The following is a 15,717-nucleotide window of genomic DNA, read 5'->3' on the forward strand; positions in this document are numbered from 1 at the left end:
CAAGATTTATATTGTGTGTATTTTTCTGATAATTAGTTATAATACTTAAAATACTAATTAATTAGATAATTTTAAATACTAGAAACTACTGCATGTTGATAAATATGTTGAACAACATTTGCTAAACTTCCCATACCAATTTCAATTTCTTGATTGCTTGCTGTCAAGCTGATACGAAGACATTGATATTTGTGTGACCAATCTTCGTTTAATCCAGGAAAGAAAAATCTACCAGGTACAACAAGTACACCTACCTGTTTTAATTGTTGGTACAAATCCCAGTCGCTAATAGGTAAATTTTCTAACCACAACCAAGCAAAGATTGTTCCCTCATTCCAATGTAGAAACCAAGGTAAGTCTTTGGGCATCAGTTGGTCAAGTTTAGCTTCGAGAACAGAAAATTTATTTTTATAAAAAGGTTTTATGACTTCATTAGATATGTATTCAAGGACACCAGAGTTAATTGCACGGGCTGCGATCGCTTGTCCATAATGGGAGGAGTGGATACACAGATTTGTCTGAAAAGATTCTAGAATTTGAATGATCCTAGAATCTCCGATTGCAACGCCAATTCGCTCTCCTGGTAAACCGGCTTTGGAAAAACTCATGCAATGTACAATGTTTTTTCCAAACACAGGGGTCATATCTTGAAAATTTAGTGCTGGAAAAGGAGGACCATAAGCAGAATCTATAAATACAGGAATGTTATGAGGTCTAGCAAGAGCAGCTATTTTTTCGACTTCATCGTTAGATAAGATATTGCCTGTTGGATTACAGGGACGAGAGAAGAGAATGCAACCAGTATTTTCTGCGATCGCTAAATTGTTGAAGTCAGGATGATACTTGAATCTGTGAGCTTTTGGATCAATATCTAGAGCTGGTTTATAGGAGACTAAAGCTTCTGGAGCTAGACTGATTGCACCGTAACCTGTGTAGTCAGGACTAATTGGTAAGAGGATTTGCTTTAAATCTCCGTCACTTGTGTAACCACCAAAAGCATTTGCAGCATAGAAATAGAGCATTTGGCTTCCAGGAGTGATCAAGATGTTCTGTTCACTCAAAGTAAGTCCGTAGCGATTATTAAAATCTTTCGCGATCGCTTGAATTAATGGGAGATAACCCTGACTCACACCATAGCGACCAACTATTTCACCATACTCAGAGCTAGCTAAAAGTTCTGCGGTACACTCTCGCCACATCTGCTCAACTTTTGGTAAAAGCACTGGATTTCCAGGACTCAAAACAATAAATTTTTGTTCTTGATTGGCTTGTAGTGTTTCCTTAATGTCCTTCATTATGCCTTTAACACCTGACATATCGGACATTTGAACACCAATTTGAGATAAGTTAAATTTCATAAGTAATTGGAGAATATTTGTAAATTATTAATCTTTTATTAACCAAAAAACCGTTGAGAACTTAGGCATTTTATTGATTTTCGTTTAGATAAATATTTAATAATATAATGATATAAAAATATCAACTTTGTCTTTCAGATACTCTCAGACTTTTCAAGAAAATGCAATAGTGTCTCACGCAATATTAGCATATTAAAATTAATATTTAACATGCTGGAAAAATTAAGACATTTAAGACATTTAAGACATTTAAGACATTTAAGTTCGTATTATAGGGACAGTTAAGACACTTAATATAATAATAAAAACAATTGACATCGCATATTTGCAGAATGAATCAGACTGCCAGAGGTATAGTAGTGTCGTAGAGGTAGTGACAGCAGAACTGTTTGATCATCAGAACAAACAGATGATCGTCCTTTTAAAAAAACTTCGTGATCTGAGTGCACCATTTGCAATCAGCTGTAAAATAAATTTCAAAGCTCAAAGCTTAAACCCATCAAAATAAATTAAAAACTTAGCCCGTCAATATATTAAATTGTATTACTTCTTCTTAGAGTATCCATGACGCAGACATAGTTCTACACTGGGGTAGTACTCTTGCAAAATTTTAGATCTACTCCTATATGATTCGTCTGTTGCTTGTAGATGACCAAACTCTGATTCGAGATGGCATTAGGGCTATGCTAAATTTAGAGGCTGACTTAGAAGTTGTAGGAACTGCGGATAATGGCGAAAATGCGATCGCACAAGTAAAAGCACTAGAGCCAGATGTCGTGTTAATGGATATACGGATGCCTGTAATGGATGGTAGGGAAGCTACTGGCATCATCAGCCAGCAGTTTCCCAATATTAAAGTGATAGTTCTAAGTACGTTTGATGATGATGAATACATCGCCGATGCAATGCGAGCAGGAGCAAAGGGCTATTTATTAAAAGATATGCCGTCTGAGGAGCTAGCACAAGCAATTCGATTTGTCCATAAAGGATATACCCAAATGGGACCAGGAGTGTTAGAAAAGATAATTGCTAAAGTTCAAGTCTCAGAACCTGTTAGCCCGAAGTTACCAGAGCCAAAATTGGACTTGCTAACTGATCGTGAACAAGATGTACTACGCTTGATTGCTGTTGGTGCTACGAATCGTGAAATTGCCCAGCAACTTTATATTTCAGAAGGGACAGTCAAAACCCATGTCACCCACTTGCTGAATCGTCTAAATCTCAAAAATCGATCGCAACTAGCGATTTATGCTAACTCAGTTTATGGCAAGTAAGTCGGTGACAATTAACAGAAGGCGGGATGCGGAAAGATTAAAAAATCTTTTATACATCCCCCAAATTTTGTTGTAAAGAAATATCAATTTATTGAATGGCAGCGTAAATCCCTGAGTTCTCTCAGATAAGTACACACAGCTTCTAAAAAAGCCGTAATTTCATGTTTCATTTTGCAATGAAATCCGGAAATTAACTAACCAATCTTGTGGGGTAAGAATATGATCTTCATTTTAAAAGGAGCAGTCTCATTAAAATTTGATATTGCAAGTAAGCAAGGCACTGTGTGGTATTGAATAGTCCGTTAGTATGAAATTAGATGGTTAATACCATGGTATCAAAGCATTATACCGATTTATTACTGCAATACAAAGAGCTAAGACAGTATCTTCTAGAAATCGAAGAGCTTGCTGCGGTACAAGAACGCAAACGTATTGCTCGTGAAATACATGATTCTTTGGGTAATGCGTTAACTAGTCTTAACATACAGTTGCAAACGGCTCGTAAACTTTGGCATATTGATCCCTCTCAAGCAGAACAGTTTCTCACAGAAGCTCAAAAATTAGGATCTGTTGCCATTCATGAAGTTCGTCAATCTGTCTGTGCTTTACGTACAAATGATACTCAAGACAAATCACTAGAAGAACTAATCACTCTTGCCGTTGAAAATTTTCATCAAACCACTAGAATTTTACCTTATACCAGCATTAGCTTGTCTACTCCTTTACCTATTAAGGTGGTGACAACTATCTATCGGATTGTGCAAGAATCTCTGACAAATATATGTAAATATGCACAAGCAACAAAAGTAGAGATTTTAGTGAATGCCAATCACAACAATGTATTACTTATTGTGAAAGATAATGGTAAAGGTTTTAGCTTATCGCAATTAAAAACAGGGTTTGGTATCCAAGGTATAAAAGAAAGAGTGATAGCGCTACAAGGTAATTTCAATATAGAAACTGAGCTAGGATATGGTTGTCAACTCACTATTGAAATACCATTAATAGAGCTTTCAATCTTAGAAGAAAAAACACCCGAATCCTTCAAAAAATCTATTAATAAACAGGAGATAAAATTAGATAATTTAGCTTTTAACGAGAGATTTATACGTCAATGTGAGCATTATCTAGCTGAATTCATTGGTCCGATAGCATCTTTTCTTGTTCAAAAAGCTATTAAAAGTAACCCTCATTTGTCCTGTCAAGAACTGGTGGAAATTTTATCAATAGAAATTTCCAACCCACAAAAAGCTCAAAAATTTCAGCAAAATCTACTCTCAAATTTAGATTAATTATCATTTTTTTCAAGGAGGTTTATAGCTATTTGCAGGCTAGCTTTCATTCGGTTAAATGCTACCCCTAATCCACCAATTTCATCATTGTATTTTTCATCAAAATCAATACTCATATTACCTACACTGACTTGTTGGGCAATTTTTTCTATGGCTTTAATTCTCTGAACAATAGCTCGTTTGATTAATAGATTCAACAAGAGAATTACAAGAGCAAAAATAGCAATCACAAGTCCCATGATCATAGACCAGCTATGATCAGCATCTTCAAAAACTTCCTCAGAGGGAACGGAAATTATTTGAGCAGCAACAATTTCATTAAGTTGCCAACCAAAACCATTTTTTGTACCATAACTTGCCAGTAAACTCTTGGGAGCTTTCTCTATTGTTGAATGACATTCAAGACAACTTGGTTGTGTAATAGCCAATGGTCTTGCAATGTAAAACACCTCTCCTTGAGGAAGATTACGAAAGCCAGTAATTTCTTGATTTTTCTGATTTTTACGAAAGCTTTGTAGAATTTTAGTTTCAAAACTATCAGCTTTATCTCGTAAATTAGTAGGATTTATTGCTGCTTCTCTATATATAAATTTTTTAAATTTTTCGTCCTTACGAAAATCTTCAAAAATTTTAATTGCAGAGAAAGCTGGTACTGTTTCTGGAATAAATTGTGTTTCTGTTTCTAGTTTAGATTTAAGTAGAGGATTGATGCGATATTGTGTATATTTTCTGACGGAGTTCATTGTATGCATGAGAATTATTGCTTTAGAAGTGACTTCATTTTGCGCTCTATGCTGTAGTAATGTTGACAGGGTTGTACTAGTCACTAGAATACTAATTATAAAAACTAGTATCAATAGTAAGTTTACTTTAGTGCCAATTTTTAAGTTGTTTAACATAGGTTTTTGTCATCCGATAGAGACACTATTTTAATATATTAATTGATAAACATTAAGTTAATTTAAATTTTCCATCACATCCAATTTAATGATTATTATTAAACATGTATAAACAAATTTCGCGTCGTAACTTTTTTCTATTTCTAGCCTCTTTAATCGTCAGTGCTTGTAAATCTAAAGCAGCGTCTGGAGGTGAATTAATTATTGGTGTCATCAACTACAGTGGTGGAGAAGAGATAATTAATCAATATGCTCAGTTTAATAAGTACTTGGGTGAAAAAATAAAAGCATACGTTCTGCTAGAGCCTGCTTTTAATGAAAATCAAGCTATTGAGCGTTTAAAAGATAGCACTTGGTCATTAGTATTTGCTCCACCTGGTTTAGCAGCTCTTGCAATTTCTCGCTATCAATATACTCCGCTTTTTCCTTTATTTGCTGATAGTAATTTGCGCTCAATTATTGTTGTACGTCAGGATAGCTCATTGAATGATTTAAAAATGCTAGAAAGTCAAACTATTGTATTAGGTCAGCCAGGTTCGGCGACAGGATATTATTTACCCCTTTACAATCTTTATGGTCTGACATTGGCTGAAATATTATTTGCACCCACACCCACAACAGTTTTAGAATGGGTGGTTCAAAAAAAAGCAAATGCTGGTGCTGTTTCAATCGCAGAGTTGAATCTCTATAACTCTCAACTAAAGCAGAATGAGCTTCGTATACTCTTCAAAGATCCTCATTCAATTCCATCTGGTATGCTTTTGGTTGGACCAAATGTGGAACGCAAACATCAAGAATATATTCGTCAAGTCTTAAATGATTACCCTTCAATTTTGGCTCAAGAAGTGAAGTATGTACCCAATGGAAAAATACCAGATTATGGATATATGATTGCTGTGGTAGACAGGGTAATGGCGATCGCTTCTCAATTACAAAACAAGCCTGCTCGCTTATTTTGAGTAGAAACACAATACTTTTGCTCTCTAAGGTATTTATAATGTATCTTAGTTAACATAAAAAATTATACAAGTAAATTTCTCTACAACTTTCGTTGATGAGAGAGCAAATACTCTAACAAAAGTCTTGAAGTTGTTATTTGCTCTTGAAATTAAATTTAAAAGATTCAAAATAAGTAGGTAACGAGGTTAGTTTAAAGCAGTAGTTACCACTTTCTATGAGTCTGTCATTTCCTGTCCGCTCAAATCCATTTCGCTTTTTACTCTACACCGAATGGGGGTTAGTGGCGACTTGCGCTGTAGCTAACTCCTTGATACCAATGATTTTTTCTCGAACTCCTAATTTATTAATTCCATCTTTGTTGATTTTGCTTGTCTTCGGCTTGATGGGGTACATACTACCTTATGGCAAGACAGTTTATAAAATACTTTATACCATCATTCAAGTTGGGTTAATTTTGTTTGGAGCAGCGTTAGGATATCTACAGCTGTGGCCCTTATTGTTGATTGTAGTAGTAATTCGTAGTAGCTTTTTGTTTGATTTATCAGAACGCTATCTGCTTGCTGGTTTGGTTTTCTTCCTGTTCTTGGGTTTACAGATTCAATCTGTTAGCAACATGACTTTATCTTTATCACCCTCGGAGCAAGAAAATTTTTGCTTGAATCAGTTAACCCATACACTCTTGTTTGGTATGGGATTATTATTTTTGCTGCATTTAGTAAATACAGTGACCAGTGAGCGCCAGATCCAACAACAGCTAGCAATTGCTCACAAGCAACTACAGCAGTATGTCGTGCAAGTTGAAGACCTTGCTGTTGTGCGGGAACGTAATCATACTGCTCATAATATTCATGATTCCCTCGGACATGCTCTAGCTGTGATGAATATTCAACTCCAGACCGCTTTGAGATTTTGGCAAGTTGATATAGAGCAAGCTTATTGTTATATTGTAGAGTCCAAACGGCTCGGTTCTTTTGCCATGCAAGAAGTTCGCCGTTCAGTCAATACATTGCGCGTAGACGTACCAAGAGAGCGATCGCTTCAGATGGCGATTACGTTCTTGGTACGAGAATTTCATCATTCCACAGGTATTTTACCTACTACTGAGTTGAGTTTACCTTTTGTATTACCTAGAGAAATTAGTAAAATAGTTTACCTTTTTGTCCAAGAAGCACTGACAAATATCTACAAACATGCGGAAGCAACAGTAGTTCATATTCAATTAAGTGCAATTCCAGAGCAAGTCTATCTCACTATTGAAGATAATGGTAGGGGATTTCAATTAGATCAGCAACTAATAGGATTTGGACTCCAAGAAATGCAACAAAGAGTTGCACTTTTAAAAGGTCAATTCCAAATTAAAACTGAGTTGGGATCTGGTTGTTGCTTAACTGTCAGACTTCCTTTATCAGCAGTTCCCAATAATATACCTTTAGAATTGGCACCAGTTCCAGGTGGAAAAAAAAATTTGGCGCAGCCTCATAAAGAAATGGTATAACATCTGTTTAAGTACAAAAAGTGTCCGTTATAGTTGCTTAAGGAGTTTTCGGAAAAATGTATCTCAGAATACGGTTTTTTTGACAACAGTCGGTTTTATAGGTATCGCTCTGTGCGCGATCGCACTCATTTTTCGGTCTACTGATATTCACAGCACATGATAAATTTACAACTTCAAAACCCGATATTGTACTCCTGTATCAAAAATCCTAGTACCTCCCCCCTCAGCTATTGTCTGACGTAATCCCTCTGGGTTGGTGACAGCAACACCTGCTAAATAATCAATTCCCATATCTGCAAAATCTAACAACCAGGGTAAAGTCGGTCCCATCAATACTAATTTTGCATTTTGCGACAACTCTACTAAACGTGGAAATGTTTTATTTACTATAGAAGTTGCTGTCAGAAACACCCAATCTGCTTCGGGTAGAAGATACTCGCAAGCTGTATCGGGTAAATCTTGAGGACTTGGTTGACGTTCAAGAACCGCGAGATTTATTTCTTGTTCATATTCAAATAGTCCGGGATAGCGGCCAATTACAACTACTCGTTTTCCCCGAATTAAAGGTAAAAAATGCTCAAAAACAGCCAAATTTGCTGAAAATTTTGGCGAAAGCGGCTCTGCTTTTAAAACAAGTGGCGAAGATGGGTTAATCACAGCATTAATCGCTGCCATACCAACAGTAGCTTGGTAACTATCCCATGATTGTAACCATGGTACTAAATCTGTTAAAGCTGTATTCACCAAAGTTCCTGACCACGATAAAGTCCGCGTTAGCTGACCAGGACTCATACACAATCCAATTCCATCTGCTTGACATAATGTCCAGGTTAACCCGATGATAACCTCCCGAACTAATTCATTTGTCTGACTTGATTTTTGCAGCAGTTCATAGATTTTTCGTGGGTGTACTTTCATAGTTTAGGTTTAATGACTTTGGTTACACTATCACAACTACCACTAAGCTCTTGTAACCAAAGATCAGTAAACCAAAAAGTTTTTCTTGAAGGACAATCGCGCTCTATTTTTTAACTACCGACTTATTTGGTAACAATAATGCAACATTATTGAGTGTATGCCTTTATATATAGTCTTAATGACAAAAAAATGCTGATAATTGCTCATCCAGTGCAGTTATCAGCAGTTTAAATACTAACCAATGTTGTCTAATATAATGTGGGTGGCACTAACAGCAGATTATGCAGTTGGTGGCAATTTAGTTTCTGGTATTTCAGGTAAGCGTCGAATTAGTTCTCTAATGATGTCTGTTAGTGGTCTTCCAGTTTCTTGGCTATATTTTTCAAGTTTTTCGATTTCACTCGATGTCAAGTTTACAGTGAGTCGCTTGACTGCCCATTTTTTGCTCATTCTCAGTTTACGTTAATGCTAATAATTTTTATATACTGTAACTAATCTACTTTTGAGTCAGTTTTGTTACACTTTGAATTAATTGCGATCGCACTAATCGTATCCCCTCAATAATTCGGGGTAGGCGGTTATTCAGGTATCCACGACCAGCCAAAACTTTACCAGTATTCCCCATGCCAGATTTATCCAACAACTAGAATATAATGTACCGCTTGTGAGAAATCCGGGGGGTGAGGGGGCATTTCGCTACAGTTAGTTAGCGATCGCCTGAAAATTTCATTGTCTTCGCTTAATCCACTTTTTGACAACTTTGTCAACCCCATTAAAGTTAATTTACGATACAAACTATGAAGTGCTGTGGCTGGTTAAAAAGCGTGGCGTTGCATAAATGCGGGATGAATCACATGAATACGGGTATTTCTTCATACCTTAAATAGTGTAGTAACAATTTAATTGAGAACTTAAGCATATCTACAGATTTGGAGTAACATAATGTTTTGCGATGTAGACGTGCCAAATAATGGCGTAAACGTGGTGCCAAACGTTTACCTCGCCGCCACCCATTTTTCCTAATCTCGGTAGAGCCGCAGTATGGACAATTCACAGTAGAACACCTAAATTCATCCCTCTATTATGCAATGCCAGAATTGGCAGTACTCATTGCAGACGTGGCAAAAAATAATCCGCATATGACTATTATTCTTGATTACTGCCACTCTGGTTCCGGAACAAAAAACCCTTTACAAGAGCTAAATATTTAGCTACTTTTTTCGTTTAAGTCCTGATATGCATAAAATTTACATACTTCCTATTTTAGTTGTCTGTAAGCAGCTAAGATAATTTCTTCTGTTTTGTTCCAACCAATACACCCATCTGTCACAGAAATACCATATTTTAATTGCTGTTCTTTAGTAGAAATTATTTGATTACCCTCATATAAATTGGATTCTAGCATCATGCCAACTATTGATGTATTACCATCAACTATTTGTTGAATTACACTTTCAAAAACCAAGCTTTGTAATTTATAATCTTTATTTGAATTACCATGGCTACAATCAATAACTATTCTTGGTGATAAATTTGCTGCTTTTAATTTTTCTTCCACTTGTTTGACATTGGCTACATCATAATTTGGTTTCCCATTACCCCCTCGCAAAATAACATGACCATAGGCATTCCCTTTAGTTTTAAATATACTCACCTGTCCCATTTGATTAATTCCTAAAAAATGGTGAGATTTTTGAGCCGATTGAAGAGCATTTAAAGCAACATTAATATTACCATCCACACCGTTTTTGAAACCAACAGGCATTGAAAGTCCACTCGCCATCTCACGATGAGTTTGTGATTCGGTCGTACGCGCTCCAATTGCAGACCATGTAACCAATTCGCTAATATATTGAGGTACTATAGGATCGAGTGCTTCTGTGCCTACGGGTAATCCCAATTCGGCAATTTTCAACAACAAGCTGCGTGCCATCAATAACCCTTTTTCTATATTAAAAGAATCATCCATGTCAGGATCATTAATTAATCCTTTCCATCCAACTGTTGTTCTTGGTTTTTCAAAATATACTCTCATCACAAGCAAGAGTTTGTCTTGAACTTGTCCAGCTAAATTTTTCAGCTTCTGGGAATATTCAATCGCTAATTTTGTGTCATGAATAGAACAGGGACCAACTACTATAAACTTCCTCCTGTCTTTAAAATCTAATATATTTTCGATTTCCTGTCTAGATTCTAAAATTTTTTGTTGAATCAATTTAGTTAAAGGTAATCTTGATTTTAACTCAGTCGGAGTTAATAGAGGGTAATAGCTTTCAATGTGAGTATTAGATAATTTATCTTGCATAGGAAATAGTACACTGTCGTTGTGTAGAACTTCAAGTATTATAAATCAAAATTAGTAACCCAAGTTGCGGGTTATCAAATACAAATTTACTATTGAATGCGATCACGCACGACCAAGTCGCGGTTTATTGGCTTGGCTAACTATATTTTCGGGGTAACGCATTGTCCCCTCCAAAAACAGGAAGGCTTGATTAGAAAAATCCGATTGGCCTATAGATAAATCAAGGGGCTTTAGGGCGTGTTTTCAAACTCGTTGTATCCTAAAAAAGATGCGATCGCTATGTTGTGATGATCAACCGAGGAGACTTAAGCAATGAACAGTCGGAGAAGTTAAAACCGTTACTTCCACAATTCAGGCAATAATTTATATCTAGAGGGACTTTTGTCTAAAATAGATGTAGAGAAAAGTTCTTCCATCAAGCTTATGAAACACTAATTGGAGTAGAAGCTGTTTCTTGATTAGCGTCTGCGGCTTGGACTGCGATCGCACCACGAAACATATTCATGCCACAGGTAAAGAGATAAGTTCCAGCTTGTTTGGGTGTAAATTCCACAGTGGTTACTTGATTAAGCGGTAAATCTGCGGCAATGTGAAAGTCTGGAATCACAACTTGTTCTAAGCAACTACTGGGATCTTTGCGTTCAAATTTAAGCCTTACTGGTTCCCCTACTTGCACCACAATCAGTAGACCGAAAAATGAGTGCGATCGCGCACAGAGCGATACCTATGAAACCGACTGTTGTCAAAAAAACCGTATTCTGAGATACATTTTTCCGAAAACTCCTTAAGCAACTATAAATAAGTAAAACTAATTAACCACCGAAAAAGTTAAGGGTAACACGCCCACCAAAAGATAGCTCTGGATCTGTAGTATGCAATTTTTGTAAAGTATGGAGGTAAAGAAGCAAAATTGAGGATTATTTAGTTTGGAATTTTTTATTTATGGTGTGTATAAAGTTAAGTTGTCAGCTATAGACGCAAGCAAGAACACTGGATTATTGAGGAGCTTTTTCAGCATTGATGATCAGGGCTGTGATATTTTAATTAGTTTGCCCAATAATCAGTTACCAGTTATCAGTTACCAGTTATCAGTTACCAGTTACCAGTTACCAGTTACCAGTTATCAAATTAAACTGTTCACTGATTACTGTCTGCCAGACACAATTAAGTTGTCTGGTGAAAGATGAAACTTGTATTGTAAAATCTGCCTAATTACTAATATCTGTCTGCCAGAAAAATCTAATTTTTAAACATCTATCTGCCAGACAATAGATTACTTATTAATTAGCTATTTTTCATACTAATTTCACATATTTTTCAGTATTAATTCTGAAAAAATATATTGAATTTCAAATCAAAGATGATTATTCCGTAAGTTTACTCTTTCTGAAAAATAAAAATATCAATGAATATGGTTTTAAGAAAAGACGAAATTGAATTTTAACATTAGTGGTGTATGAAAAAAATTCAACTAATTAAATCAGGATTAATTGCTACTACTGCACTGGGTGCGATCGCATATAATGCTTTTCCTGCTGCTGCAATTCCTTATGGCAGCAATACAGTGTATAAAGTCACAAATGAAGGCATCACGACTGTATACATCTCTGCCACTGCGAATAGTCGTGTGCTGGTGCAATTAGGAAGCATTGATCGCTCTACTGCAAGAATTGCTGGTGCTTGTGGCGAATTAAGGATTTCTGTTCCTTCTAGCGGCTCATTCGAGGGTTTAAAGGTAGATGGTACAGCAATAGATGCATCTGCATTGCCAACGCAAGTGTTACCTGCTTGTAACAATGGCACCTTCACAGAAACACGAACTGCAAACTTTAAAACCCCTAATGGGCAAGTGGTAATAGTTGGTAAGTCTCCTGGTAGTGCGGTTGCAATTACGCTTCCAAATACTGCTAGCAGAAATGTATCGATTAATGCTTGTGGCTTCGGTATACTTCGTGCTTCCAACGGCTCAACGCTGCCAGATACTTTTGATATCGGCACAACTTCTTATACTTTGGCATCTCTACCAGATGCAGGCGAGCCGCCGATTTGTCGCACAACCAATGGCGTAAGCTCGGCTTATATACCATCAAGTTGGCCTTAATTTAGTACCAAAAGAAAGCTGCTACGCGATCGCCCTAATCAACAGTTATCAGTTAAAAATTGAAACCGTGATAACTGATTACTGTTGACTGTTCACTGATTTAAGCAAGGAATGTGCGATCGCTATTTTTGGAAAATTATATCTCTGCATCTTTAATTGATAAGACCAGCAGCTTCAACTCAAAAAGATTGCGCCGCATTTTTGCCCAAGCCCGATAAGTTTGCGCCTTTGTGTTATCTAATTGATTTTGCCTAACTAAATAGGTTTCAGTGTCGCTGTTTCCACGCACATAACATGACTAACTAATCAATCAGCCCATCTTTTCTCATTTGGTTAATCACAGCATCTCGAATATACTCGCTGCGGTTGGGGAGATCTCGTAAAATTTTGTCAACGTCAGCAGGGAATATAGCACAAATGGGGGGCTGCTTACTCTTACTTCCTATGCCCTGCTTTTTAAATCGAGTTTTATAGTCTGCTCTTTCCTCACTCATAAATTCTAGCATCAATAATTGACTTCCCATATATATATGGGATATTTTATTGCTAGTTAACTTTATACACCTGAAATGTTAACGGCACTTCAGGTGTTATTTATCAACCCATTGTGAGCAGATTGACATGAATAATATAGCATTTGACCCAGAAAAATTCTATCTGGGTAAACTTTGCGTGCATGGTCATGATTGGAATGGAACTGGGCAGAGTTTAAGAAGAAAAATCAACCGTAATTGCTGTAAATGTGACGCAGAACGAACTAAAAAATGGAGGAAAATAAACAAAGAAAAAGTCTCAGAATTCAATCGTGAATATAGTCGTAAAAATCGAGTTAGGCTTAGTGATAAAAAACGAGAGAGATACCAAGAAAATCCTGAACTTGCACGTCAAAAAAGACGCTTATACTGTCAGAAAAATCGTGACAAAGTTAGAGAGTGGGACAGGAATCATTACTATAAAAACCGTCCTGCGATTCTAGCAAGGGCAAAAAAGTGGCGTGAAGAAAACAAAGACTGTATCAAGCAGTATAGAGGCTCTAATAACGGAAAAATCGCAAATATCAAGGCAATTAATAAGAGAAAATCTCTTATGATTTCCAATCACCATTTTGGCTATAGTATTCAAGAAGTTAGCACGAGATTACAAGACTTTGATTCCTCTTGTGCTTACTGTGGTTCTAATCTCAAAGTAACTTTAGACCACTTTATTCCTTTATCAAAAGGGGGACCCGACTGTATTGGCAACTTAGTTCCCGCCTGTAGCCGATGTAATACAAGCAAGCACGCAAGAGATGTTCGTGAATGGTATCAGCAACAAGAGTTCTACTCCCAAAAGCGATGGAGGAAGATACTAAAGGTTCTTGGGAAAACAGATGCTAATTACAACCAAATTCCTCTGCTTTAGTTCAAAGCTAAATTTCTGCTTCTTTAACACTAAGGACAAGAAGCTTAATTTCAAATAAAGCTCTCCTCATTTTTGCCCAGGACGAGTAAACCTGGGCTTTTGTGTTGTCTAGTTGATTTTGCCTTTGCAGGTAAGTTTCAGTGTCAGAATTCCCCCTCACGTATCTTATTTCAAATATTTGAAATTGCTGAATTGACCTTTCTGCCAAAATTTGATTTGTCTGATATTGAGTTCTKGCTTCATCAAAWKSRATYAASGCYTCKGCTACYTTCTCGCGGGTTTTTTGTGCTAATTCAGCCCTGCTTCTCTGCAATTCAGCAATYTTAATCTGTAGATCACTGATTGCGATCGCATTTCTTTGAGCATCTGCATTCCCGCCCTGAGTGCCTTGAAATAGRGGWAYSCCTATCACATTTAATAAGCCATTRATTATTCCTGTATCTCCTCTAATAATAGATGCAATATTTTCAATGAGTCCCCTTTTTTGTGGTTGTCCTGCTGTGGGAGTGGGGCCTARWARATATTGCAGTGCTGGTGTGAGRATAGAAAGCCTAATACTCTTTTGATTTCGTGATTTGGCTTCATTAATTCGGTCGTTCGCCTCAGCAATCCGGGTATCAATTTCTTTRAGTARGGGASWTTGAGCGATCGCTCTTTCTTGCAACTGCTGCAARCAYRYWGCASWWGTTTCCAAACASGGAAGCCCACCYTTGAGAATYCGCCACATATCYTCRTTRAATTCYTTYTGAATAATGGCATCRATRGAMGGYTTATKAAATGGGTTTTGCTCTGGTTTAGGAAGCTCACTATCAGCATCCTGATCTGTTTGCTGGGCTTCTTCGGGTGATACTTCCTCTTGGGTTTGCTCCTCCTGGGGCTGTTCTTCTGTTGTTTCCTCTGGCGTTTGTTCCACTTCCCCTTGATTTGGTTGTGGTTGTACGCCAAAGGTGTAACCGATGCTCAAGGCGTGAACCAAGTTAATAAAACTGGGATTAAACAGTGCAATTCCATACCCAAGCGCTGCCACAACTGCACTAGCAACTAGGCTGTGTGTACAACTGCGGTGAGGCATTTTTGATTCAAAGTAGCTACTAACCCACGGAAAGACACGGCCTGCTGGAGAGGTAGAAATGTCAATATCAGGGAGAAGACCAGCGATCGCACCCACTGCAATTACTGTTGGGCTAGCAGTTCCCAATAATAATGATGTAGCCGTGCCACTAATTAATAGATGCGAAATCCCAAGCATTATATTCACTGATAACTGTTCACTGATAACTGATAACTGATTACCGTATCCTCTGGCTTTCGCGTGGCAGATTATACAGTAGGCGTGATAGCCCTAAGAAAATAGCAGCGGCGATACCTCCAAAAATGTACAGTGCTTGGTCGCTTGTCCCCAAACCAATGAACCGCATAACGACAAATATCACACCTACTAAGAGTATTAGAGGCGTGATGTCAAAATATCTCCTGTGATCAGCTCCTTCCATCTCCAGTCCTAAGTATTCTTCGTCTACGGCTCGCATTGCCAGCATGGGATTACCCCCGGCGCGTTCTTGGAGTTTGGCCAAGTCTGAGGGTTTGAGTTCAATTCCTCGCTCTATCGCTGCTTGAATCATGATTTCTCTGATTGCGTGTTCGGGCAGAGGTTTTAACTCAATGCGCGGGATATTTATAAAGATGTCAGTACGTGGGGGGTCAGTAGCAAGTA

15 protein-coding genes and 2 pseudogenes are annotated in these 15,717 nt (G+C 37.2%); 6 read left to right on the forward strand and 11 right to left on the reverse strand.

From position 1 onward, the window contains the following. Positions 1-71: 71 nt before the first annotated feature. The gene (locus tag B4U84_RS27855; protein ID WP_131121351.1) at positions 72-1,358 is read right to left on the reverse strand and encodes a valine--pyruvate transaminase; all 1,287 of its coding nucleotides are present in this window, start codon (positions 1,356-1,358) and stop codon (positions 72-74) included. 626 nt (positions 1,359-1,984) lie between these two features. On the opposite strand from B4U84_RS27855, the gene B4U84_RS27860 reads away from it, so the two are divergent. Together B4U84_RS27860 and B4U84_RS27865 are read left to right on the forward strand one after the other, a co-directional pair. Next, complete coding sequence (locus tag B4U84_RS27860; RefSeq protein ID WP_017308497.1) at positions 1,985-2,632, forward strand: response regulator; 648 nt, start codon at positions 1,985-1,987, stop codon at positions 2,630-2,632. 317 nt (positions 2,633-2,949) lie between these two features. Next, on the forward strand, positions 2,950-3,924 hold the full coding sequence (locus tag B4U84_RS27865; protein WP_044451301.1) for a sensor histidine kinase: 975 nt from the start codon (positions 2,950-2,952) through the stop codon (positions 3,922-3,924). On the opposite strand, the gene B4U84_RS27870 is transcribed toward B4U84_RS27865, so the two are convergent. After that, the gene (locus B4U84_RS27870; protein ID WP_044451300.1) at positions 3,921-4,823 is read right to left on the reverse strand and encodes a c-type heme family protein; all 903 of its coding nucleotides are present in this window, start codon (positions 4,821-4,823) and stop codon (positions 3,921-3,923) included. The genes B4U84_RS27865 and B4U84_RS27870 overlap by 4 nt on opposite strands. 104 nt (positions 4,824-4,927) lie before the next feature. Between B4U84_RS27870 and B4U84_RS27875 the strand changes: the two genes are divergently transcribed. Together B4U84_RS27875 and B4U84_RS27880 are read left to right on the forward strand one after the other, a co-directional pair. After that, positions 4,928-5,782, forward strand: coding sequence for a phosphate/phosphite/phosphonate ABC transporter substrate-binding protein (locus B4U84_RS27875; protein ID WP_017308494.1), 855 nt, complete (start codon positions 4,928-4,930; stop codon positions 5,780-5,782). Between the two features lie 215 nt (positions 5,783-5,997). After that, the gene (locus B4U84_RS27880) at positions 5,998-7,278 is read left to right on the forward strand and encodes a sensor histidine kinase (protein ID WP_017308493.1); all 1,281 of its coding nucleotides are present in this window, start codon (positions 5,998-6,000) and stop codon (positions 7,276-7,278) included. 165 nt (positions 7,279-7,443) lie between these two features. On the opposite strand, the gene B4U84_RS27885 is transcribed toward B4U84_RS27880, so the two are convergent. The 6 genes and pseudogenes from B4U84_RS27885 to B4U84_RS27905 form a co-directional block, all read right to left on the reverse strand. Beyond that, a complete protein-coding gene (locus B4U84_RS27885; protein WP_017308492.1) occupies positions 7,444-8,196 on the reverse strand; it encodes a DUF364 domain-containing protein in 753 nt (250 codons plus the stop codon). Positions 8,197-8,475: 279 nt separating this feature from the next. Further along, entirely contained in the window at positions 8,476-8,646 is a 171-nt protein-coding gene (locus tag B4U84_RS27890) for a ribbon-helix-helix protein, CopG family (protein WP_071524719.1), read from the reverse strand. Positions 8,647-8,692: 46 nt separating this feature from the next. Continuing rightward, entirely contained in the window at positions 8,693-8,821 is a 129-nt protein-coding gene (locus B4U84_RS32005; protein WP_269208890.1) for a YdcF family protein, read from the reverse strand. A gap of 225 nt (positions 8,822-9,046) precedes the next feature. Next, positions 9,047-9,178: pseudogene (locus B4U84_RS27895) on the reverse strand (IS1 family transposase); the annotation flags it as partial. A 276-nt stretch (positions 9,179-9,454) separates the two neighbouring features. After that, positions 9,455-10,501 carry a 3-deoxy-7-phosphoheptulonate synthase gene (locus B4U84_RS27900; protein ID WP_017308490.1) on the reverse strand — a complete coding sequence of 349 codons (1,047 nt, stop codon included), beginning with the start codon at positions 10,499-10,501 and terminating at the stop codon, positions 9,455-9,457. Positions 10,502-10,922: 421 nt separating this feature from the next. Beyond that, positions 10,923-11,180, reverse strand: a complete 258-nt coding sequence (locus B4U84_RS27905) for a cupredoxin domain-containing protein (protein ID WP_242677738.1) — start codon at positions 11,178-11,180, stop codon at positions 10,923-10,925. A 777-nt stretch (positions 11,181-11,957) separates the two neighbouring features. On the opposite strand from B4U84_RS27905, the gene B4U84_RS27910 reads away from it, so the two are divergent. After that, positions 11,958-12,602 (forward strand): hypothetical protein, encoded by a 645-nt coding sequence (locus tag B4U84_RS27910; RefSeq protein ID WP_131121352.1) that lies wholly within the window; start codon positions 11,958-11,960, stop codon positions 12,600-12,602. Between the two features lie 302 nt (positions 12,603-12,904). On the opposite strand, the gene B4U84_RS27915 is transcribed toward B4U84_RS27910, so the two are convergent. Continuing rightward, positions 12,905-13,126, reverse strand: a complete 222-nt coding sequence (locus tag B4U84_RS27915) for a hypothetical protein (RefSeq protein ID WP_131121353.1) — start codon at positions 13,124-13,126, stop codon at positions 12,905-12,907. Between the two features lie 97 nt (positions 13,127-13,223). On the opposite strand from B4U84_RS27915, the gene B4U84_RS31770 reads away from it, so the two are divergent. Beyond that, positions 13,224-14,003: an HNH endonuclease gene (locus B4U84_RS31770; protein ID WP_131121354.1), complete on the forward strand. Its 780-nt coding sequence runs from the start codon at positions 13,224-13,226 to the stop codon at positions 14,001-14,003. A 7-nt stretch (positions 14,004-14,010) separates the two neighbouring features. Here B4U84_RS31770 and B4U84_RS27925 read toward each other — a convergent pair whose 3' ends face one another. Together B4U84_RS27925 and B4U84_RS27930 are read right to left on the reverse strand one after the other, a co-directional pair. Then, the gene (locus B4U84_RS27925; RefSeq protein WP_242677739.1) at positions 14,011-15,252 is read right to left on the reverse strand and encodes a metal-dependent hydrolase; all 1,242 of its coding nucleotides are present in this window, start codon (positions 15,250-15,252) and stop codon (positions 14,011-14,013) included. 40 nt (positions 15,253-15,292) lie between these two features. Beyond that, a pseudogene (locus B4U84_RS27930) lies at positions 15,293-15,717 on the reverse strand (ATP-binding protein); the annotation flags it as partial.

Origin of the sequence: Westiellopsis prolifica IICB1, from assembly GCF_004323185.1 — a bacterium.
Taxonomy (GTDB): Bacteria; Cyanobacteriota; Cyanobacteriia; order Cyanobacteriales; family Nostocaceae; genus Pelatocladus; species Pelatocladus prolificus_A.

Bases quoted from the DNA above. Each gene is read 5' to 3' on its own strand.
- B4U84_RS27855 (WP_131121351.1), bottom strand. From the start codon at position 1,358: ATGAAATTTAACTTATCTCAAATTGGTGTTCAAATGTCCGATATGTCA.
- B4U84_RS27860 (WP_017308497.1), top strand. From the start codon at position 1,985: ATGATTCGTCTGTTGCTTGTAGATGACCAAACTCTGATTCGAGATGGC.
- B4U84_RS27865 (WP_044451301.1), top strand. From the start codon at position 2,950: ATGGTTAATACCATGGTATCAAAGCATTATACCGATTTATTACTGCAA.
- B4U84_RS27870 (WP_044451300.1), bottom strand. From the start codon at position 4,823: ATGTTAAACAACTTAAAAATTGGCACTAAAGTAAACTTACTATTGATA.
- B4U84_RS27875 (WP_017308494.1), top strand. From the start codon at position 4,928: ATGTATAAACAAATTTCGCGTCGTAACTTTTTTCTATTTCTAGCCTCT.
- B4U84_RS27880 (WP_017308493.1), top strand. From the start codon at position 5,998: ATGAGTCTGTCATTTCCTGTCCGCTCAAATCCATTTCGCTTTTTACTC.
- B4U84_RS27885 (WP_017308492.1), bottom strand. From the start codon at position 8,196: ATGAAAGTACACCCACGAAAAATCTATGAACTGCTGCAAAAATCAAGT.
- B4U84_RS27890 (WP_071524719.1), bottom strand. From the start codon at position 8,646: ATGAGCAAAAAATGGGCAGTCAAGCGACTCACTGTAAACTTGACATCG.
- B4U84_RS32005 (WP_269208890.1), bottom strand. From the start codon at position 8,821: ATGGGGAATACTGGTAAAGTTTTGGCTGGTCGTGGATACCTGAATAAC.
- B4U84_RS27900 (WP_017308490.1), bottom strand. From the start codon at position 10,501: ATGCAAGATAAATTATCTAATACTCACATTGAAAGCTATTACCCTCTA.
- B4U84_RS27910 (WP_131121352.1), top strand. From the start codon at position 11,958: ATGAAAAAAATTCAACTAATTAAATCAGGATTAATTGCTACTACTGCA.
- B4U84_RS27915 (WP_131121353.1), bottom strand. From the start codon at position 13,126: ATGGGAAGTCAATTATTGATGCTAGAATTTATGAGTGAGGAAAGAGCA.
- B4U84_RS31770 (WP_131121354.1), top strand. From the start codon at position 13,224: ATGAATAATATAGCATTTGACCCAGAAAAATTCTATCTGGGTAAACTT.